The following is a 19,994-nucleotide window of genomic DNA, read 5'->3' as shown; positions in this document are numbered from 1 at the left end:
TTCTCTCGCTAGATGTGGACGATCGGGCAGGTCAGCGTGCGTGTGATGCCCTCGACCGCCTGGATCTGGGCGACCACGAGCTTGCCCAGTTCGTCAACGTTGTTCGCCTCGGCCCGCACGATCACGTCGTACGGCCCCGTGACGTCTTCGGCCTGGGTGACGCCGGCGATCGAGGCGATCTCCGCGGCCACCGCTGCGGCCTTGCCGACCTCGGTCTGGATAAGGATGTACGCCTGCACCATCACGTCCTCCCGGGCGGGCAGAGCTGGTTGGACCAGCGTTAATCACCTTGAATCAGCTTGGATCAGCGCCGAAGGGCCACCGTACCCTGTGTTGCGGTAGGAGGTGCGTCATCACAGTCGGAGATCTCGGCGAATTCAATGTCGTCGCGCGCATCACAGGGCGTTTGCCACAAGGCCGGGCCGTACTGCTCGGCCCCGGTGACGATGCCGCGCTGGTCAGCGCGCCGGATGGGCGGGTCGTCGTGTCGACGGATCTGTTACTTGAGGGTAGGCACTTCCGCCGGGATTGGTCCAGCGGGTACGACATCGGGCGCAAGGCGGCCGCCCAGAACCTCGCCGACATCGCCGCCATGGGCGCGAATCCGACCGTCCTGGTGGTGGGCCTGGGCCTCCCGGCGGAGACCGAGCTGGCGTGGCTGGACGAGCTCAGTGACGGCCTGCGTGACGAGTGCGCCGTGGTGGGCGCGAGCGTCGCGGGTGGCGACATCGCACGGTCGGAGACGGTGGTGCTCGGCATCACGGCCCTCGGTGACCTGGGCGGACGCCCGGCCGTCACCCGCTCGGGGGCGCGTCCCGGCGACGTCGTCGCGGTGACCGGACGGCTCGGCCACGCCGCCGCCGGCCTGGCCCTGCTCATGGCGGCCACCGCGAGCGCCGAAGGGCCGCTCGTGGACGCGCACCGCCGTCCGCTGCCGCCGTACTCCCGTGGGCCGGAGGCGGCCGCCCTCGGCGCGACGGCGATGCTCGACGTGAGCGACGGCCTGCTGTCCGACCTGGGGCACGTCGCGACGGCCAGCGGCGTGCGCGTGGAGCTGGACGCCTCGGCCTTCGCCGTCCCGGCGTCGCTGCGCGAGGCGGGGGAGACGCTGGACGCCGACCCCCTGGAGTGGGTGCTCACCGGTGGTGACGATCACGCGCTGGCCGCGACGTTCCCGGCGGGAACCGCTCTGCCGCCGCACTGGATGGTCGTCGGAGTGGTCGCCGAAGGCGAGGGGATTCGGGTGGACGGACGCGATCGTGGCTCAGGCGGATGGGACCACTTCGCTGGGTAGTCATGTTTGTGACTATTGTGAACTTTGTGACAAAGAAGTGCTGAAGATGTTATGAAGATGGGCGGCCATGGTTCCCGACAGGAAGGGCTGTGATGGGCCGCCACGGCACAGAAGGATCAGAACCCTCGCGCAGGCGGGGTAAACGCAGGTCGCAGGGAGACGATCTGACGCCCCCGGCAGAGGCGACCGGTCCGTACGAGCCCGTGTCTCCACGCAGGCTCCCCCAGGACGACGCCGCCGAGTGGACCGCCGAGTGGCGGCTGCCCGACGACGAGAACTCGTTCGGCGAACCGCCGGGCCGCCACGAGTGGCCGGAGCTCGCCGAGACCCAGACGGGACAGTGGGGTCCCGGCGACCAGGCGGCCCCGGGGCCGTCCGCCACTCCCGACCCGCTCCCCTCGCAGGGATGGCCCGACGTCACCGGGACGGGTCACACCGCGGTTTATCCAGCCCCGCACATGGGACACGATGAACCGGCGGCGCCCGAATCCATCGAAGGCGACGGGTCCTATCCGCCGGACCGGCGCGCGGTGCCGACCGACCGGCTCGTGTACCCGGCCAGGAGCGCCGCGGGCGGCGAGGACGATCAAGCACCCGCGTTCCCCGGCGAAGAGACCGCGGCCCAGCGCACCGGTTTCCTCGGCTCCGGATGGCAGGGCGATTCCACGACCCCCTCTCCAGGGCCCTACAAGGGGTCGTGGGACGGCGAAGGGGTCGCTCCCGAGCCCAGGAAGCGGGGACGGGTCGCGCTGCTCTCCGTGGCAGCGGTGGTCGCCCTGCTCGGCGGCTCGGTCGCCGGAGTGCAGATCATGACGCGGGCGTCGGAGAGTCCGCAGGTCACCAAGCTCGCGGAGGCGCCCAGCCCGTCCGGGAGCGCCGCGCCGCCGCAGGAGACGGAGGCGGATCCGGAATCGGAGGAGCCGGATCCCACCGAATCCGCGGAAACGACCGCTGAGAAGAAGAGGGACCGGGCCACTCCCACCGTCACGCCGACGGCCGCGCCGCGCCGTACCCAGGCTCCGCGCGTCACGGAGGAGCCGCGTCCGAGGAAGACCAAGCCGCCGAGGGACCGTCTCGACGACCAGGACACTCCGCCGCCGGACGTCAAGACGACCCCCAAGCCCACCGACGAACCGCAGTTCCGCGAGGACCAGCGCCGTACGGCACCGCCGACCGAGCGGCCCACCCTCGTGCCCACCGCCCCGCCGGACGAGAACTCCGTGGACAACCTGCTGGAGGTCGAGGTGGACCTGCTCAAGCAGCGGATCGCCGGATACTCCGCGGGCGTCTCGATCGTGAACGGCTCGGCCGGTGAGCTGGCCGGGGTCACGCTCACCCTGCCGGTGAACGGCAAGGTGACCGGGGTCGAGGGCGCCTCCTGGGAGCAGACCGGCGGCAGCCTGGTCATCCGCTACCCCGGACGGCTCGCCCCCGGAGCCCAGATCGAGCTGGGCTTCAGCGCCCTCGGCAAGATCAAGCTCCCGGCCTCCTGCCAGGCGACGGGAGCGACCTGTCAGGTGAAGTGACCGCGCTCGCCGCGACATGGGAAGGGACCCGGGATCGACGGCCCGGGAACCACCAGTTGAGGTCGCCGAGCAGTTCCATCGCCGCCGGCACCAGGACCAGGCGGACCACCGTGGCGTCGATGAGCACCGCCGCGGCCAGGCCCGCGCCCATGGTGCGCAGCGCGCGGTCGTCGAAGGCGGCGAACGCGGCGAAGACGCAGAACATGATCGCGGCGGCGGCGGTGATCACCCGGGCGCTCGCCGCCAGGCCCTCCGCGACGGCGTCGGCGTTGGCGCGCCCTGAGGCGTACTCCTCGCGGATCCGGGACAACAGGAACACCTCGTAGTCCATGGACAGGCCGTAGGTCACCACGAACAGCATCATCGGCACCCAGGCGTCGATCGGGCCGCTCACCCCGGTGCCGAGCACGTCCCACTGGAAGACCGCGACGACCAGGCCGTAGGAGGCCGCGACCGACAGCAGGTTGACCACAATGGCCTTGAGTGGCAGGACCAGGCTGCGAAACAGCGGAATGAGCAGCAGGAACGACGCGAGCAGCACGGCCCCGACCGTCAACGGCAGCCGGTCGAGGGAATGCTCGGCGTAGTCGACGCCGGCCGCTACCCAGCCGGTCACCAGCACCGGAGCCGGTAGTTCGTCGCGCAGCCGGTGGACCAGCTCGGTGGTGCGCTCGTCCTGCGCGGCCGTCGCGGGGATCACCATGCCGGTCGTGGCGTTCAGCTCGATGGCCTCGGCGACGCCGTCCATGGCGGCGGCCTGCCGTACCGCCGGGCCGATCGGCTCACGCGAGGCCAGCAGGACCGGCGCCTCCGCGCCCGGCCCGAACCCCCGCGAGAGCAGGTCGTGCGCGCGGCGCGTGGTGTCGCTCACCGCCCGGTCGGAGGCGTCGGACCAGCCGAAGCGCAGGTCGGCGGCGGGCAGCGCGAGCACGCCGAGCAGCAGCGCGGAGACCACCAGGGCGGGCAGCGGGCGGCGCTGGATGACCCGGCTCCACCGGTAGGAGAGCCGCCGTTCGGGCCGGTCCCGCTCGGCGCGGCGGCGCGGCAGGCCGAACCGGTCGATCCGCGTGCCGATCCGGCTCAGCAGCGCGGGCAGCAGGGTGAGCGCGGCGAGCATCACCATCAGCACGCCGGAGCCCGCGGCGAGGGCCATCCCGCCGCCCAGCTCGGGGCCGAGGAAGAGGATGCCCGAACCGGTCAAGATCACGGTGAACCCGGCGAACAGCACCGAGCGGCCCGCCGTGTTCATCGCGGTCACCACTGCCTCGGGCACGGGCGTACCGGCGGCCAGGGCCGTGCGGAAGCGGGTCACGATGAGCAGCGCGTAGTCGATGCCGACGCCCAGGCCCAGCATGATCGTGAGGAACACCGCGAAGCTCGGCACGGCGGCGAAGTTCTGCAGCAGGGCGAGCAGCGACACCCCGCAGACCACGCCGACGATCCCGACCAGCAGCGGCAGCGCCATCGCGATCAGCGACCTGAAGGCCAGCAGCAGGATCACCGCGGCGGCCAGCAGGCCGATGCCCTCGGTCAGCCCGCCGGGCGTGACACTGGCGAAGTCGTCGCCGGACAGCTCGACCGTCAGCGCGGGGGCCCCGGGCGGGGGGCGGTAGGAGTCGCGCAGGTTTTTGAGGGGGGCGACCACGCCGGTCCCCTCGTACTCCAGCGGGACGAGGGTGACCGTGCCGTCCGCGGAGATCCGCTCCTCACGGGACCGCACGGTCACGCCGGGCACCGCGTCCACGCGGGCGACGAGGTCGGTGACCGCCCGTCTCACGTCGGGGGCGCGCATCCCCCCGGGGGCGGTGAGGACCAGGGAGCCGACGGGTTCGTCCCCGCGATCCCCGATCAGGTCGGCGGCCTGCTGGGTCTCCGAGCCGGGCATGCTGAAGTCGTCGTCGGACGGCCCCGCCGCGACCGCCGCCCCGGCGATCAGACCGGCGGCCAGAGCAGGCCACGCGAGCGCAACGACCCAGCGGTGACGCACACAGAACCACGCGAGCGCGTTCATGAATCTCATGGCCGATGACGCTAGGAACCGGGACCCGTCCGGGGCGTCCACCCGGCGCGGTCCACCCGCTACCGCGAGCGCGGTACGGCAGGGCGTTCAGAGCCAGCCCGGCCGCACCAGGCCGCTCTCGTATCCGATCACCACGAGCTGCGCCCTGTCGTGCACGGCGAGCTTGGCCATCATCCGGTTGACGTGCGTCTTCACCGTGGCCGGGCTCATGTGCAGGCGCTCGCCGATCTGCGCGTTGCTCAGCCCCTCGGAGACCATGGCCAGCACCTCCCGCTCGCGGCCGGTCAGCGGCCTCAGCCGGTCGGTGCCCGGCGGCGCGGACGGCCTGGCCGCGAACTCCTCGATGAGCCGCCGGGTGACGCCAGGGGACAGCAGCGCGTCGCCCCTGGCCGCCACGCGTACGGCATGGCGCAGCTCCGCCGGTTCCGCGTCCTTGACCAGGAAGCCGCTCGCCCCGGCCCGCAGCGCCTCGTAGACGTACTCGTCGAGGTCGAACGTGGTGACCACGACCACCCGCGTGGCCGTGCCCGCCAGCCGCCGGGTGGCCTCCAGGCCGTCCAGCTCCGGCATGCGGATGTCCATCAGCACCACGTCTGGCCGCAACTCACCGGCCAGGCGCAGCGCCTCGCGCCCGTCGGCGGCCTCGCCGACCACGGTCAGGTCGTCCTCGGTGTCGAGCAGCGCCCGCAGGCCCGCCCGCACCAGCGGCTGGTCGTCGGCCAGCAGGACGGTGATCATGGCGTCGGCTCCGGGGAGGCGGGGGCCAGCGGCAGCCAGGCGGCCACCCCGAAGCCGCCGCGCGTGCCGTCGCCGGTGCTGAGTCTGCCGCCCACGGCGGCCACCCGTTCGGCCATGCCGGCGAGCCCGTGCCCGCCGGTGCCGCCGCCGGGCCGTCCGTCGCCGCCGACCAGGCGGGGGAGGAGCCCGCGCCGTTCGCCCCTGCCGTCGTCGTCGATCTGGACCACCAGGCCGTCCGTCTCGAAGCGCAGGGCCACCCACGCCCGGTTCGCGCCCGCGTGCCGGATCGTGTTGGTCAGCGCCTCCTGGATCACCCGGTAGACCGTCAGGTCGATCGCGGCGGGCAGCGGCCGGGCGGCGCCCGTCACGGAGAGCTCCACCGGCAGCCCGGCCCCGGCGACCAGGTCGGGCAGCCTGCCGGTGCCGGGCACGGGACGGCGGGCCGCCTCCTCGCCCTCCGGCCCGCCGCCGTCGGTGCGCAGGATGCTCAGGATGTCCTTCATCTCCGTCAGGGCCTCGCGGCTGGCCGTGCGGATGACCGTCAGCGCCGCCCGCGCCTCCTCGGGCCCGCCCGCGCGTTCCAGGGCCTCGGCCGCGACGGCGGCGTGCAGCGCGATCAGGGACACCGTGTGCGAGGTGACGTCGTGCAGTTCCCTGGCCACCTTCAGCCGCTCCTCCTGGGCCCGCCGAAGCGCGGCCTCCTCACGGGTGCGCTCTGCCTCGCCCGCTCGCCGTTCGACCTCGGCGGTGTAGGCCCGGCGCGCGCTGGACACCTCGGCGAGCTGCACGACCACGACGACCATCAGCCCCCAGATGAGCAGCGCGACCACGTTCTCCACGCTGCCGCCGAAGTCGTCGCCCGGGTGCGCCGCCAGCACGGCCAGGGCCGGGACCCCGACCAGGAACGCGGCGCCCGGCCAGCCCCAGCGCCTGCGGCCCGCCGAGATGACGGTGAAGATCATGATGAGCGCGGGGGCGGGCCAGAACGCGTAGGCGTAGCCCAGCGCGAAATAGGCGGCGGCGGCCGCGCAGCAGACCACCATGCCGATCTCGGCGCGCTCGCGCCGCCAGAGCAGCCCCAGCGCCGTCGCCGCGAGCAGCGCCCAGCCGATCGGATCGAGCGGGCGGGCGTCCGGCTGGTTGCCGTACGCGAGCACGGACGTGCTGATGACGAGTGCGCCGATCACCACGACCAGGGCGTACCTGTTCATCTCCAGCACCCTAATCCGGGCGGATCATCCCCGGGAATCCTCCGCGCGCGGTAGGCGTCTACCGCATGCGCGGTAGACGGGCGGGAACGGCCCCGGACATGACGAACCCGGCGCTCGCGAAGCGGACGCCGGGCGGTGCTGTGGAGCTCGTGCGGGCTAGCGGGTGACCTTGCCGGCCTTGATGCACGAGGTGCAGACGTTGAGGCGCTTCGGGGTGCTCCCGATCTTGGCGCGCACGGTCTGAATGTTCGGGTTCCAGCGGCGGCGGGTACGGCGGTGCGAGTGCGAGATGTTGTTGCCGAACCTCGGCCCCTTGCCGCATACGTCGCAGACGGAAGCCACGGTATCGCTCCTTAGATCAGTCGATAGGCCCGTGCCGCCGCCTGTGGGGCGAGCCGCGGGCGTGCCGGGACGACCGGCCAGCCTGACAAGGGTATCCGATGTTCACGGGTGCCCGCCAACGCGAACGGCTTCGGGGAACCACGCAACAGGGATACTCTCCCGGCAACCGTAGCGTATCGGCGACGGAGGACACGCCAACATGCTCAAGGTTCTCGACCCTCCGGCGGTGCGCAGGTGGGTCCGGCTCTCCGCCGACGCGCTGGGACGCGCCAGGTCCGAGATCGACTCGCTCAACGTCTTCCCGGTGCCCGACGGCGACACCGGCACCAACCTGCATTTGACCATGCTGTCGGCCGCCGAGGCGGTCGAGGTCCTGCCGGGAGACGCGAGCGCCGAGAGCGTCTGGGCGGCCCTTTCCAGGGGCGCGCTGGTGGGCGCGCGCGGCAACTCCGGCGTGATCGTCAGCCAGGCGCTGCGCGGGCTGGCCGAGATCCTGCGGGCCGCCGAGGGAGACGGAGCGGACCTGCGCCGGGCCCTGGCCAGGGCCGCCGAGCTGGCCCGAGACGCCGTGGCCCATCCGGTGGAGGGCACGGTGCTGACCGTGCTCGCCGCCGCCGCGTCGCCGGGCGGCGGGGGAAACCTGGCGGAGGTCGCCAGGTCGGTGGCGGAAAGGGCCGCGAGCGCCGTCCGCCGCACCCCGGACCAGCTCGGCGTCCTGGCGCGCAACGGCGTCGTGGACGCGGGTGGCGCGGGACTCGCGGTGATCCTGGACAGCCTGGCGGCGGTGGTGACCGACGTCTACACCGAGCGGGTGGACATACCCAGGCGCTCTCTGCCGGCCGTACCGGCCGAGGACGCCGAGGGTCGCGGCTACGAGGTGATGTACCTGCTCGACGTGGACCCCGCCGACCACGCCGCCGTGCCCGCGCTGAAGGACCGGCTGGACGCGCTGGGCGACTCGCTGGTGATCGTGGGCGGCGAGGGACTGTGGAACGTGCACGTCCACGTGGACGACGCCGGAGCGGCGATCGAGGCGGGCATGGCGGCGGGCCGGCCCTACCGGATCAAGGTGACGTGGCTGGGCGCGGACGGAGGCCCCCAGCGGCACGCGCGGGAGGGCACGGCGGGGCGGGGCGTGGTCGCGGTGGCGGCGGGCGACGGCCTGGCGGCGCTGTTCGAGCAGGCCGGGGCCGTCGTGGTCAGGAGGGAACCGGGCGGCGGCGTGTCGCTCCCGGCGCTGCGGGAGGCCATCGCGAGGGCCGGGTCCGAGGTGGTGGTGCTGCCCAACGACGTCGCCGTGCGCGAGGTGGCCTCCGCCGCCGCCGTCGAGGCCAGGGAGCGGGGCGTGACGGTCGGCGTGCTGCCCACGAAGGCGTCGGTGCAGGGGCTGGCGGCCCTCGCCGTCCACGACCCGCTGCGGCGCTTCGACGACGACGTGGTGGCCATGGCCGACGCCGCCGGGCATACCAGGCACGGCCACGTCTGGGTGGCCGACAGGGAGGCCGTGACCAGCGCGGGCGTCTGCCGTCCCGGCGACGTCCTCGGGGTGGTGGACGGCGACGTCGCCGTGATCGGGACCGCGCTCGCGCCGACCGCCGTGGAGGTGACCCGCCGGATGCTGTCCTCGGGCAGCGAGCTGGTGACCCTGGTCGCGGGCGAGGACGGCGCACCGCTGGTGACCGCCGTGCGCGACCATCTCGGGGAGATTCGCCCCGATGTGGAGGTCGTGGTCATCGAAGGAGGTCAGGGCGGATACCCCCTGCTGGTCGGCGTCGAATAGCGCGTCGGGTGAAGTTGTCGGCCGGGCACGGTAGAACTGGGTGGCGTGACGCGTTTCGACGAGCCGCTGGGGCGGGCCCTCGATCCGAAGACGGCGAAGCTCTTGGAGAGCTCTCTCGGCCTGTCCACGGTCGGCGACCTGCTGCGCCACTACCCCCGCCGATACGCCGAGCGCGGCGAGCTGACCGAGATCGACGCCCTTGAGGTCGACGAGCACGTCACCATCGTGGGCGAGGTCACGCGCACCATGCGCAAGCCGATGCGCAACAAGTCCGGCACCTGGCTGGAGGTCGAGGTCGCCGACGCCCGGCAGAGCCGCATCTACCTGTCGTTCTTCGGCAAGGCGTCGCACGCCGTCGAGTCGCGGCTGCAACCGGGACGGCGCGGCATGTTCGCCGGGAAGGTCGGCAGGTTCGGCACCCCGGCCAGGCCGCGCTGGCAGCTCGCCCACCCCGACTTCGAGATGTTCGACGAGAGCGAGGGGGAGGCGAGCGCCGAGGAGTTCGCCACCGCGCCGGTGCCGATCTACCCGGCGGGCAAAGACCTCACCTCGTGGGTGATCCGGCGGGCCGTCGGCCTTCTCCTCGACACGCTCGGCCCGCTCCCCGACCCGCTGCCCGCCGAGCTGCGGGCCAGGGAGGGCCTGGCCGGGCTGGCCGAGGCGCTGGTCGCGATCCACCGCCCGCGCGACTTCGCCGACGTCAACCGGGCCCGCAAGCGGCTGAAGTTCGACGAGGCGTTCGTGCTGCAGGCGGTCCTCGTGCGCCGGCGCATGGCCGCCGCCTCGTGGCCTGCCAAGCCGCGCCCCCTCGTGGCCGACGGGCTGCTCGCGGCGTTCGACGAGCGCCTGCCGTTCGCGCTCACCGAGGGGCAGGCCGAGGTCGGCGAGGAGATCGCCGCCGACCTGGCCACCCCGCACCCGATGCACCGGCTGCTGCAGGGCGAGGTCGGCGCGGGCAAGACCGTGGTGGCGCTGCGGGCGATGCTCCAGGTGGTCGACGCGGGCGGCCAGGCCGTCCTGCTCGCGCCCACGGAGGTCCTGGCCCAGCAGCACCACAGGTCGATCGTGGACATGCTCGGCGACCTCTCGGCGGGCGGCCTGCTCGGCGGCACGTCCGTCGCGCTGCTCACCGGGTCGATGGGGGCGCAGGCGCGGCGCACGGCGCTGCTCGACGCCGCCTCCGGCGCGGCGGGCATCGTGATCGGCACCCACGCGGTGCTCCAGGAGCGCGTCCAGTTCGCCGACCTCGGCCTGGTGGTGGTCGACGAGCAGCACCGCTTCGGCGTCGAGCAGCGCGACGCGCTGCGGGAGAAGGCCGGAGACACCCGCCCGCACGTGCTGGTCATGACGGCCACGCCGATCCCGCGCACGGTGGCCATGACCGTCTTCGGCGACCTTGAGGTCTCCACCCTCAGCCAGCTTCCCTCCGGTCGCGCGCCGATCAGCAGCCACGTGGTCCCGGCGGCGGAGAAGCCGCACTACCTCGACCGCACCTGGGAGCGGATCCGCGAGGAGGTCGGCCTGGGCAGGCAGGTCTACATCGTGTGCCCCAGGATCGGCGAGCAGGAGGGCGACGAGGGCGACCTCGCGCCCGCCGACGCCTCCGGCGCGGCCGACGAGCGCCGCCCGCCGCTGGCGGTGACCGAGGTGGCCCCGATGCTGGCCGGCGGCCCGCTGTCGGGCCTGCGCGTGGAGGTCCTGCACGGCCGTCTCGACCCCGAGCTGAAGGACGCGGTGATGCGGTCCTTCACCGACGGCGAGATCGACGTGCTGGTGGCCACGACGGTGATCGAGGTCGGCGTCAACGTCCCCAACGCCTCGGTCATGGTGATCATGGACGCCGACCGCTTCGGGGTGTCCCAGTTGCACCAGCTCCGCGGCCGGGTGGGCCGGGGCGGGCTGCCCGGCCTGTGCCTGCTGGTCTCCGACTCGCCGTCGGGCACTCCCGCGCGGGGCCGTCTCGACGCCGTGGCGGCGACCCTCGACGGTTTCGAGCTGTCCCGCGTCGACCTGGAGCAGCGCCGGGAGGGCGATGTGCTGGGCGTGGCCCAGTCGGGCCGCAAGTCGTCGCTGCGGATGCTCCAGCTCCTGCGCGACGAAGACGTCATCGCCACGGCGCGTGACGGCGCGGTGGCGCTGCTGAGCGACGATCCCGACCTGTCGGGCCATCCGGTGCTCAGGTCCGAGATCGACAAGCTGACCGCGGACGAGCGCGCGGAGTTCCTGGAGAAGACCTGACCGCCCGATCGGGCGAGACGCTACTGCGTGAGAGTGACCCAGGGCCCAGCCGCGGGGACGGCCTCCCCCCGAATGCCGTCCCCGGCTGGGCCCACCCTCGGGTCAGGTGCCGAGGGTACCGGCGTGCGGAAGGGCTCACGATCACGCCGGTCGGCCTCCCCCTGGGTCACCTGAAGGCCGCAGCACTCATCATGCGGGTGACCAGGGCGGATGTGAACGACCCTTGGAGATTCCTCGACGCTCCTTGCGTACTTCATTGCGCTGGGGGGCCCGGTTTTACGACCTCGCGCGGTCCGCTCTCGGCGGGCTTTGCGCCCGGGGCCGCCGGCGGGCCTCGCTAGATTGGGGACCATGATGCGGGTGATCGCGGGAAGCGCCGGTGGCAGGCGGCTGGCCGTCCCCGCGGGCAGGGGGACACGGCCGACGAGCGACCGGGCGCGGGAGGGCATCTTCTCCTCGGTCGGCTCGATGCTCGGCCCGCTCACCGGCGCGCGGGTGCTCGACCTGTACGCCGGATCCGGCGCGGTCGGGCTGGAGGCGCTCTCCCGGGGCGCGTCGCACGCGCTGCTGGTGGAGTCCGACGCCAAGGCCGCCAGGGCGATCAAGGCGAACATCGCGGCGCTCGGGCTGCCGGGGGCGGAGCTGGCGGTGGACAGAGTGGAGCGGGTGGTGGGCCGCGAGTGCGCGGGCGAGCCGTACGACTTCGTGTTCGCCGACCCGCCGTACGCCGTGGGCGGGCAGGAGGTGACCCTGGTCCTGGCGCGGCTCGGCGAGAACGGCTGGCTGGCCCCGGGGGCGCTGATCGCGGTAGAGCGGGAGACACGCGGGCAGGACCTTGAGTGGCCCGCTGACATCGACAAGGAGAGGGCCCGTCGATACGGTGAAGCGACGGTTTGGTACGGTCGCGCAGCCGGGAACCCGTAACCGTGGGGGTGCGCCTTGCGCCGTGTCGTATGTCCGGGGTCGTTCGACCCAGTGACCAACGGTCACCTCGACATCGTCGGCCGCGCGTCACGATTGTACGACGAGGTCGTGGTCGCCGTCCTGATCAACATAGAGAAGAAGAGCCTGTTCACGGTCGAGGAGCGCATCGACATGCTCCAGTCCGTGACCAAGGAGTACGGGAACGTCCGGGTGGACAAGTTCCATGGGCTGCTCGTCGACTACTGCAAGCAACATGAGATCCAGGCCATCGTCAAGGGTCTGCGAGCCATCAGCGACTTCGACTACGAGCTGCAGATGGCGCAGCTCAACTACCGCATGTCGGGTGTGGAGACGCTGTTCATGTCCACCAACCCGGAATTCTCCTTCCTGTCCTCCTCAAGGATCAAGGAGATCGCCCGCTATGGCGGAGATGTATCCGGGCTGGTCCCGGACCTCGTGCACCGGCTCTTGGTGGACCGTCTCAGAGGCTGACCTGCGGCTGGTATTCTTTCTCATCGGCCTTGCACGACGGCGGTGATTCGCCATGCCACATGAGAGCAGGATGACTACCCGCAGCCTCGACCCCCGCGCCCCATGGGTGATCTCTACCCATGACCTGGGCCGGAGGCCGGGTTCCATGCGGAAGTTCACCCGAACTCTGCCGGCTCCGGCGGATCTGGCCATCGACATGATCGGCGTCCCCAAAGACGCCGATGTCGAGCTGGACATCCGGCTCGAAGCGGTTATGGAGGGCGTGCTCGTCACGGGCACCGCGTCGGTCCCCCTCAGCGGGGAGTGCGCACGGTGCCTGGAGCCCCTGACCTCGCGGATCGAGGTCGGGTTCCAGGAGCTGTTCTTCTACTCCGCCGAAGACGCCGCCGAGGACGATTCGCTCCTCGACGGCGTTCTGCTCGACCTTGAGCCGACGTTCCGCGACGCGGTGGTCCTCGCCCTGCCGCTCAGCCCGGTCTGTCAGGAAGACTGCCCGGGGTTGTGCGTGGAGTGCGGGGTCAGGCTGGCCGAGGCCGGTCCCGACCACCGGCACGACGTGATCGACGCCCGCTGGGCGGCGTTGCGGGACCTGGTGCGAGACGACGAGCAAGACCAGCACGACGAGCAAGACCGGCAAGACAGGCAAATCAACGACGATCAGGAGGGCTGACGTGGCCGTCCCCAAGCGGAAGATGTCGAGGAGCAACACTCGCTCCCGCCGCGCCCAGTGGAAGACCACCGCGGTGGCGCTCGTGGACTGCCCGCAGTGCAGGCAGCCCAAGCGTCCCCACATCGCGTGCCCTTCCTGTGGCACCTACAACCGCCGTCAGGTCATCGAACCGTCGGCCTGATCGCCCCATGTGCTGACGCGTGTCGCCGACCGGGAGCCGGACAGAAGGTCTCCGGTCGGCTTCGGCGTCGGCGCGAGCGGTGGCTGACTCGCCCGCGGCCGTGGTGGACGCCGGGGTCTGCCGGATCCCTCCCGGCGCCCACCACGTTCTCGGGCATCCGCTTCCCTCACGCCACCGCGACCCGGATGACGCGACCGTCATCCGGGTGTAACCGGTACCGCGGAGGAGGAAGACGTGGGCGCAGCACCCAAGCCGGTGGCCGTCGAGGTCGCCAGAGACGAACTTGAGCGGGTCCTCGATGTCAGCCTGGACACGGGAGTGCTGGAGCGCGCGCTGACGCACCGCTCCTACGCGTACGAGAACGGCGGGCTCCCCACCAACGAGCGCCTGGAGTTCCTCGGCGACTCGGTGCTCGGCCTGGTCGTGACCGACACGCTGTACCGCAACCACCCCGACCTGCCCGAGGGGCAGCTCGCCAAGCTGCGCGCGGCCGTGGTGAACATGCGCGCGCTCGCCGACGTCGCCCGCGACCTGAAGCTCGGCAGGTTCCTGCGGCTGGGCAGGGGCGAGGAGGGCACCGGCGGGCGGGACAAGTCCTCGATCCTGGCCGACACGCTGGAGGCGCTGATCGGCACGGTCTACGTGGACAAGGGCCTCGACGAGGCGTTCCGCGTGGTGCACCGGCTGTTCGACCCGCTGATCGCACGCTCGGCGTCGCTGGGCGCCGGTCTCGACTGGAAGACCTCGCTGCAGGAGCTGACCGCCTCGGAGGCGCTCGGGGTGCCCGAGTACCACGTCGAGGAGAGCGGCCCCGACCACGCCAAGTCCTTCACCGCCGTGGTGCGGGTCGGCGGCGAGGAGTACGGCTTCGGCTCCGGCCGCAGCAAGAAGGAGGCCGAGCAGCAGGCGGCCGAGGCGGCGTGGAACCGCATCCGGACGCTGCGCCGGCCTCCGGAGCAGGCAGCGGGCTGACCGCGCCCGGCGGCGCGGAGAAAGGGCGCGAGCATGCCCGAGCTACCAGAGGTCGAGGTCGTACGGCGAGGCCTGTCGCGGTGGGTCGCCGGCCGTACGATCTCCTCCGCCGAGGTCCTGCACCCCAGGGCCGTCCGTCGGCACGTCCCCGGCGCGGAGGAGTTCGCCGGGCGCCTGGCGGGCCAGTCGGTGGACGGCGCCGAACGCCGGGGCAAGTACCTCTGGCTGCCGCTCTCCGGCGGCCGTGAGGCGCTCATGGCGCACCTGGGGATGAGCGGGCAGCTTCTGATGACCGACCCCGCCTCGCCCCCGGAGAAGCATCTGAGGGTCCGCGTGGGCTTCGCCGACGACGGTCCCGAGCTGCGGTTCGTCGACCAGCGCACGTTCGGTCACCTGCTGGTCACCGACATGGCGCATCTGGCCAGGCCGGTGCCGTCGCCGATCGTGCACATCGCGCCCGATCCGCTGGAGGAGTCCTTCGACGACGAGGACTTCACCCGCCGCCTGCGGGCCAGGCACACCGAGGTCAAGCGGGCCCTGCTGGACCAGTCGCTGATCAGCGGGGTGGGCAACATCTACGCGGACGAGGCGCTGTGGCGGGCGGGCCTGCACTGGGCGCGGCCGACGGAGCGGCTGACCCGCCCGAAGATCGCGGAACTGCTGCACGCGACACGGGAAGTGATGATCGAGGCCCTGGATCAGGGGGGCACCTCGTTCGACAGTCTCTACGTCAACGTGGACGGCGAGAGCGGCTACTTTGCCAGGTCGCTCGCCGTCTATGGCAGAAGGGATGAGCCCTGCCGGCGCTGCGGCGCGCCGGTGATCCGGGAACCTTTTATGAACCGGTCTTCCTACAGTTGCCCTCGTTGTCAACCCCGGCCCAGGCGGCGCGCATGAGTGACTCGGTGCGACTGACGGCATGGGTCAGAGGCCACGTCCAGGGGGTCGGATTCCGCTGGTGGACGCGCTCGCGCGCGCTGGAACTCGGGCTCAGGGGGCATGCGAGGAACATGCCGGACGGCCGGGTCGAAGTGGTAGCGGAGGGTGATCGGAAGGCGTGCGTCAAGCTGCTGGCGGTGCTCAGGGGTTGCGACACGCCGGGCCGGGTCGATGGAGTGATTGAGCGGTGGAGCGAACCTAGAGGTAGTTCGGTTGGGTTTGAGGAGCGATAGCGCCTTCCGCTATACCCCTCAAATGCGGTACATTTATACGTCGGGAGTGCCCACTGGGGCATGAGGCAGAGCGTTCAACTTGACCGCTCTTCGCACCGGTGCGACTCTTGATAAGAACCACGCGCACCCCTCCCGCGGCATGAAGTGCGCGAACCAGTCTGGTCACTCAGCGTGGAGGACCCTTTACCATGGCGAAGGCTCTACTCGGCCACGTCGGTGGTCCTGATCCTCGAATGGTCTCGGAAGTGCGCCGTCTCCAGCAGCGCATCCGTGACCTGGAGGCAGAGCTCATCCGGCTCCAGGCACAGAACGACGCCCTCTCGGCGCAGTCCCAAGAGGAGGCGTTCACCCGCCTGCAGGATCGCGAACCGGCCCTCACCTGAGAGGTCCGGGGCATCACAAAACCGTCTAGGGACGCCTCGGGGAGGCGTCCCTCGTCATTTCCACCCCCATGAGTCCTCGGCTTCTCGACGGGTAGTGGCGTTTCGGCGCCGAGATCCCCGCCGCGCGGTGCACCATGGAACCCATGCGCCGGGAGACCGGTAGTCTGCCCGCTAGCCGCGGCGAGCCGAGGAGGGGACACCCGGATCCGTGTATCTGAAGACCCTCACCCTGCGCGGCTTCAAGTCCTTCGCCTCCGCCACCGCCCTGCGCTTCGAGCCGGGCATCACCTGTGTGGTCGGCCCCAACGGCTCTGGCAAGTCCAACGTCGTGGACGCGCTGGCCTGGGTGATGGGCGAGCACAGCGCCAAGTCGCTGCGCGGCGGCAAGATGGAAGACGTCATCTTCGCCGGCACCTCCTCGCGGGCCCCGCTGGGCCGCGCCGAGGTCACGCTGACCATCGACAACACCGACGGCGCGCTGCCGATCGACTACACCGAGGTCACGATCAGCCGCCTGATGTTCAGGTCCGGCCAGAGCGAGTACGCCATCAACGGCGACACCTGCCGCCTGCTCGACATCCAGGAGCTCCTGTCCGACTCCGGCATCGGCCGTGAGATGCACGTCATCGTCGGGCAGGGTCAGCTCGACGCGGTGCTGCACGCCGGGCCCGAGGAGCGCAGGGCGTTCATCGAAGAGGCCGCGGGCGTGCTCAAGCACCGCAAGCGCAAGGAGAAGGCGCTCCGCAAGCTCGACGCGATGCAGGCCAACCTGACCCGCGTGCAAGACCTCGCCACCGAGCTGCGCCGCCAGCTCAAGCCGCTGGGCAGGCAGGCCGAGATCGCCAGGAAGGCCGCGGTCATCCAGGCCGACCTGCGCGACGCCCGGCTGCGGCTGCTCGCCGACGACGTGCTGATCCTGCGAGAGACCCTGGAGCGGGAGGCGGCCGACGAGGCGGCGGTGCAGGCCCGCCGTACGCAGGTCGAGACCGAGCTGGCCCAGGGGCAGTTCCAGGAGACCGAGCTGGACGCCGCCGAGAGCGCCGCCCAGCCGCGCCTGCGCACGGCGCAGGAGACCTACTTCCGCCTGTCCTCGCTGAAAGACCGGCTGCGAGGCCTCTCCGGGCTGGCCGCCGAACGCCACCGCCACGCCTCCGACGCCGCCGCCGTGGACCGGCGCGGGCGCGATCCTGAGGACTACGAGCGCGAGGCCGCCGAGATCCGCGAGCACGAGCGCGTGCTGGCCGAGGAGCTGGAGACCGCTCAGGAGGCCCTGGAAGGCGCTGTGGCGCAACGTCAGGCCGCGGAGGGTGCCCTGGCCGCCGAGGAGCGCAGGCTGGCCGACGCGGCCCGTGCGGCGGCAGACAGGCGCGAGGCGCTTGCCAGGCTGCGCGGCCAGGTCGGCGCGGTGCGCAGCCGCGCCGCCGCGGCGAGTGACGAGATCGGCCGGCTGACCGCCGCGCTGGCCGAGGCCGGGCAGCGAGCCGAGCGGGCCCAAGCCGAGCACGACGCCGAGGAACTGGCCCAGCCGGGCGCCGACCCGGAGCTGGCGAGCGAGCTTGAGGTCGCCATGGCCGGGGTCGAGGTGGCGCGCGAGGCCGTCGAGACCGCACAGGAGGCCGTGGCCGGAGCCAGAAGCGGGCTGGAGGCCCCACGGGCCGCCCTCGCCGGGGCCAGGTCCGCCGTCGCCGCCGCCCGCACCGCCGACCAGGAGGCCCAGCGCGCCATCGCCGCGCTCCAGGCCCGCCGCGACGCCCTTGAGCTGGGCCTGGCGCAGGGCGCCGACGGCGCGGGGGCGCTGCTGTCGGCCGGGCTCGACGGCGTGCTCGGCCCGCTCGCCGCGCTGATGACCGTTCGCCAGGGCGCGGAGCCCGCCATCGCCGCCGCCCTCGGCGGGGCGGCCGACGCCGTGGCGCTCGCCTCCCTGCCCGAGGCGATCGGCGCACTCGACTTCCTGCGCTCAGGTGGCGGCGGCCGGTCCACGATGGTCGTCTCCGCCCCGTCCGCCGGGCCGGTCCGCCCGCCGGTGCCCGGCGAGTGGGCGCTCGACCTGGTCACCGTCCCCGACGCGCTGCGCGGCACGATGGCCGCGCTGCTCGGCGACGTCGTGGTGGTGGACGACCTCGCGGCGGCGGGGAAGGTCGTGGAGAGCCGCCCCGAACTGCGCGCGGTGACCCGCGACGGCGATCTCGTCGGCGCCCACCTGGCCAGCGGCGGATCCTCGGTCGGCGGTTCGGCGCTGCAGGTGCGCGCCGTCCTCGACGAGGCCGTGGACGACCTCGAACGCGCGGTCGCCACCGCCGAGACCACCGCCGAGGGCCTGGAGGCGGCGGTCGCCGCCGAGCACGAGGCCCAGGGCGCGGTCGAGGCGGCCGAGGCCCGAGTGACCGACGCGCAGGCCGGGGTGAGCGGGGCCCAGAGCGGCCTCAGCGCCGCCCAGGCGGCGCTCGACACCGTCCGTGGACGGCAGCGGGAGTCCGACCAGCGGGCCGCGGCGGCGGCCAGGAGGCTGGCCCAGCTCGCGGCGGCGGCCGAGGCGGCCCGCGCCGAGAGCACGCGCCTGGCCGGCAGCGTCGGCACGGCCGAGCAGGCCCGCGACCACGAGGCCGCGGGCGTGGCCGAGCTGGAGGAGCGCCTGGCCCAGGCGGAGACGGCCGACGAGTACGAGGTCGAGCCGACCACCGAGATCCGCGACGAGCTGGCCGCCACCTGCGAGGTCGCCAGGCAGACCGAGATGGAGACCCGCCTGACCGTCCGCACGGCAGAGGAGCGGGTGTCCGGCATCGCGGGCCGCGCCGACGCCCTGATGCGCGCCGCCGGACGCGAGCGCGCCGAGCGGGCCAACGCCGCCGCCGAGCGGGCCAGGCGCAGACGCCAGGCGGCGGTCGCCCGGTCCGTGGTCGAGGGCGCCGAAGTGGTCCTGAGCAGGCTGGAGTCGTCCATCGCCCAGGCCGCCGAGGAGCGCGAGGAGGCCGAGCGGGCCAGGGGCGAGATCGACACCGCGCTGAAGGCGGTGCGCCTGCGCGTCCGCGAGCTGGGCGGCGAGCTGGACAAGCTGGTCAACCGGGTGCACGGCAGCGAGGTGGCCCGCACCGAGCAGCGGCTGCGGCTGGAGCAGATGGAGGCGCGGGCGCTTGAGGAGTTCGGCGTCGAGCCCGACTCCCTGGTCGCCGAGTACGGCCCCGCCGTGCCCGTGCCCGCCGATCCCGAGCCGGTGCCCTACGTCCGCGAGGAGCAGGAGAAGCGCGCCAAGGTCGCCGAGCGGCAGATGACCCAGCTCGGCAAGGTCAACCCGCTGGCGCTCGAGGAGTTCGCCGCGCTTGAGGAGCGCCACGCCTTCCTGACCTCCCAGCTCGAAGACCTCAAGAAGACCAGGCGCGACCTGATGCTGGTGGTCAAGGAGGTGGACGAGCGGGTCGAGCAGGTCTTCGCGGCGGCCTACGAAGACGTCGCCCGCGAGTTCGAGACGATCTTCTCCAGGGTCTTCCCCGGCGGCGACGGCAGGCTCATGCTCACCGACCCCACCGACATGCTCACCACGGGCGTCGAGGTCGAGGCCCGCCCGCCGGGCAAGAAGGTCAAGCGGCTGTCGCTGCTGTCGGGCGGCGAGCGGTCGCTGACCGCCGTGGCCTTCCTGATCTCCATCTTCAAGGCGCGTCCCTCGCCGTTCTACGTCATGGACGAGGTCGAGGCGGCCCTCGACGACACCAACACCCAGCGGCTGCTGACCCTGTTCGAGGAGCTGCGCCAGAGCTCCCAGCTCATCGTGATCACCCACCAGAAGCGCACCATGGAGATCGCCGACGCGCTCTACGGCGTCTCCATGCGCGGCGACGGCGTCACGCAGGTGGTCAGCCAGCGTCTCCGCGAGCGCGAACCGGCCTGACCGCCGCCACGTGAAACCAGGCCGCCGCCGTGACAGGGCCGTTTGCACACTCCGAGGACCGTGGCCCCGCTCTCGGCGAGTCCGGCGATGAGATGTCCGCCGAGCTGCCCGCAGGCCCCGGTGACCAGCCGGCGTTCTCGCCCGGGCTCCACGCCCACCTCCTGTTAC

Annotated in this window: 18 protein-coding genes; 13 read left to right on the top strand and 5 right to left on the bottom strand. The window is 72.4% G+C overall.

Features of this window, described 5'->3' with window-relative positions; all coding sequences use genetic code 11:
* Window positions 1-8 precede the first annotated feature (8 nt).
* Window positions 9-242, bottom strand: coding sequence for an Lrp/AsnC ligand binding domain-containing protein (locus tag P3X83_RS12035; RefSeq protein WP_277305063.1), 234 nt, complete (start codon window positions 240-242; stop codon window positions 9-11).
* 86 nt (window positions 243-328) lie between these two features.
* Here P3X83_RS12035 and P3X83_RS12030 point away from each other — a divergent pair, with 86 nt between their 5' ends.
* Together P3X83_RS12030 and P3X83_RS12025 are read left to right on the top strand one after the other, a co-directional pair.
* Window positions 329-1,294: a thiamine-phosphate kinase gene (locus P3X83_RS12030; RefSeq protein WP_277305165.1), complete on the top strand. Its 966-nt coding sequence runs from the start codon at window positions 329-331 to the stop codon at window positions 1,292-1,294.
* A gap of 203 nt (window positions 1,295-1,497) precedes the next feature.
* Window positions 1,498-2,820, top strand: coding sequence for a hypothetical protein (locus P3X83_RS12025; RefSeq protein ID WP_277305062.1), 1,323 nt, complete (start codon window positions 1,498-1,500; stop codon window positions 2,818-2,820).
* Here the strand turns inward: P3X83_RS12025 and P3X83_RS12020 are convergent.
* The 4 genes from P3X83_RS12020 to rpmB all read right to left on the bottom strand — a co-directional run bounded on the left by P3X83_RS12020 (window position 2,768) and on the right by rpmB (window position 7,131).
* Window positions 2,768-4,840 carry an MMPL family transporter gene (locus P3X83_RS12020; protein ID WP_277305061.1) on the bottom strand — a complete coding sequence of 691 codons (2,073 nt, stop codon included), beginning with the start codon at window positions 4,838-4,840 and terminating at the stop codon, window positions 2,768-2,770. The two genes, P3X83_RS12025 and P3X83_RS12020, sit on opposite strands and share 53 nt — an antisense overlap.
* An 87-nt stretch (window positions 4,841-4,927) precedes the next feature.
* Window positions 4,928-5,578 (bottom strand): response regulator transcription factor, encoded by a 651-nt coding sequence (locus P3X83_RS12015; RefSeq protein WP_277305059.1) that lies wholly within the window; start codon window positions 5,576-5,578, stop codon window positions 4,928-4,930.
* Window positions 5,575-6,789, bottom strand: a complete 1,215-nt coding sequence (locus P3X83_RS12010) for a histidine kinase (RefSeq protein WP_277305058.1) — start codon at window positions 6,787-6,789, stop codon at window positions 5,575-5,577. The genes P3X83_RS12015 and P3X83_RS12010 overlap by 4 nt, the downstream gene beginning before the upstream one ends.
* Before the next feature lie 156 nt (window positions 6,790-6,945).
* Window positions 6,946-7,131 carry a 50S ribosomal protein L28 gene (gene rpmB, locus P3X83_RS12005; protein WP_111166017.1) on the bottom strand — a complete coding sequence of 62 codons (186 nt, stop codon included), beginning with the start codon at window positions 7,129-7,131 and terminating at the stop codon, window positions 6,946-6,948.
* Between the two features lie 199 nt (window positions 7,132-7,330).
* Between rpmB and P3X83_RS12000 the strand changes: the two genes are divergently transcribed.
* The 11 genes from P3X83_RS12000 to smc all read left to right on the top strand — a co-directional run bounded on the left by P3X83_RS12000 (window position 7,331) and on the right by smc (window position 19,826).
* Window positions 7,331-8,911 carry a DAK2 domain-containing protein gene (locus tag P3X83_RS12000; RefSeq protein ID WP_277305057.1) on the top strand — a complete coding sequence of 527 codons (1,581 nt, stop codon included), beginning with the start codon at window positions 7,331-7,333 and terminating at the stop codon, window positions 8,909-8,911.
* Between the two features lie 45 nt (window positions 8,912-8,956).
* A complete protein-coding gene (gene recG, locus P3X83_RS11995; protein ID WP_277305056.1) occupies window positions 8,957-11,149 on the top strand; it encodes an ATP-dependent DNA helicase RecG in 2,193 nt (730 codons plus the stop codon).
* A gap of 351 nt (window positions 11,150-11,500) precedes the next feature.
* Entirely contained in the window at window positions 11,501-12,073 is a 573-nt protein-coding gene (gene rsmD, locus P3X83_RS11990; protein WP_277305054.1) for a 16S rRNA (guanine(966)-N(2))-methyltransferase RsmD, read from the top strand.
* Between the two features lie 15 nt (window positions 12,074-12,088).
* On the top strand, window positions 12,089-12,565 hold the full coding sequence (gene coaD / locus P3X83_RS11985) for a pantetheine-phosphate adenylyltransferase (RefSeq protein ID WP_277305053.1): 477 nt from the start codon (window positions 12,089-12,091) through the stop codon (window positions 12,563-12,565).
* 70 nt (window positions 12,566-12,635) lie between these two features.
* On the top strand, window positions 12,636-13,235 hold the full coding sequence (locus tag P3X83_RS11980) for a YceD family protein (RefSeq protein ID WP_277305052.1): 600 nt from the start codon (window positions 12,636-12,638) through the stop codon (window positions 13,233-13,235).
* A gap of 1 nt (window position 13,236) precedes the next feature.
* On the top strand, window positions 13,237-13,416 hold the full coding sequence (gene rpmF / locus P3X83_RS11975; RefSeq protein ID WP_277305050.1) for a 50S ribosomal protein L32: 180 nt from the start codon (window positions 13,237-13,239) through the stop codon (window positions 13,414-13,416).
* Between the two features lie 306 nt (window positions 13,417-13,722).
* On the top strand, window positions 13,723-14,388 hold the full coding sequence (gene rnc / locus P3X83_RS11970; RefSeq protein ID WP_277305164.1) for a ribonuclease III: 666 nt from the start codon (window positions 13,723-13,725) through the stop codon (window positions 14,386-14,388).
* 33 nt (window positions 14,389-14,421) lie between these two features.
* Window positions 14,422-15,285, top strand: a complete 864-nt coding sequence (gene mutM, locus P3X83_RS11965) for a bifunctional DNA-formamidopyrimidine glycosylase/DNA-(apurinic or apyrimidinic site) lyase (protein WP_277305049.1) — start codon at window positions 14,422-14,424, stop codon at window positions 15,283-15,285.
* Window positions 15,282-15,560: an acylphosphatase gene (locus tag P3X83_RS11960; RefSeq protein WP_277305048.1), complete on the top strand. Its 279-nt coding sequence runs from the start codon at window positions 15,282-15,284 to the stop codon at window positions 15,558-15,560. Before mutM ends, P3X83_RS11960 begins: the two co-directional genes overlap by 4 nt.
* Before the next feature lie 188 nt (window positions 15,561-15,748).
* On the top strand, window positions 15,749-15,943 hold the full coding sequence (locus P3X83_RS11955) for a hypothetical protein (protein WP_277305047.1): 195 nt from the start codon (window positions 15,749-15,751) through the stop codon (window positions 15,941-15,943).
* A gap of 208 nt (window positions 15,944-16,151) precedes the next feature.
* Window positions 16,152-19,826 carry a chromosome segregation protein SMC gene (gene smc / locus P3X83_RS11950; protein ID WP_277305046.1) on the top strand — a complete coding sequence of 1,225 codons (3,675 nt, stop codon included), beginning with the start codon at window positions 16,152-16,154 and terminating at the stop codon, window positions 19,824-19,826.
* Window positions 19,827-19,994: the final 168 nt, after the last annotated feature.

The organism is Spongiactinospora sp. TRM90649 (assembly GCF_029382225.1).
Lineage (GTDB): Bacteria > Actinomycetota > Actinomycetes > Streptosporangiales > Streptosporangiaceae > Spongiactinospora.
This window is presented reverse-complemented; position numbering and strand designations above follow the sequence as displayed.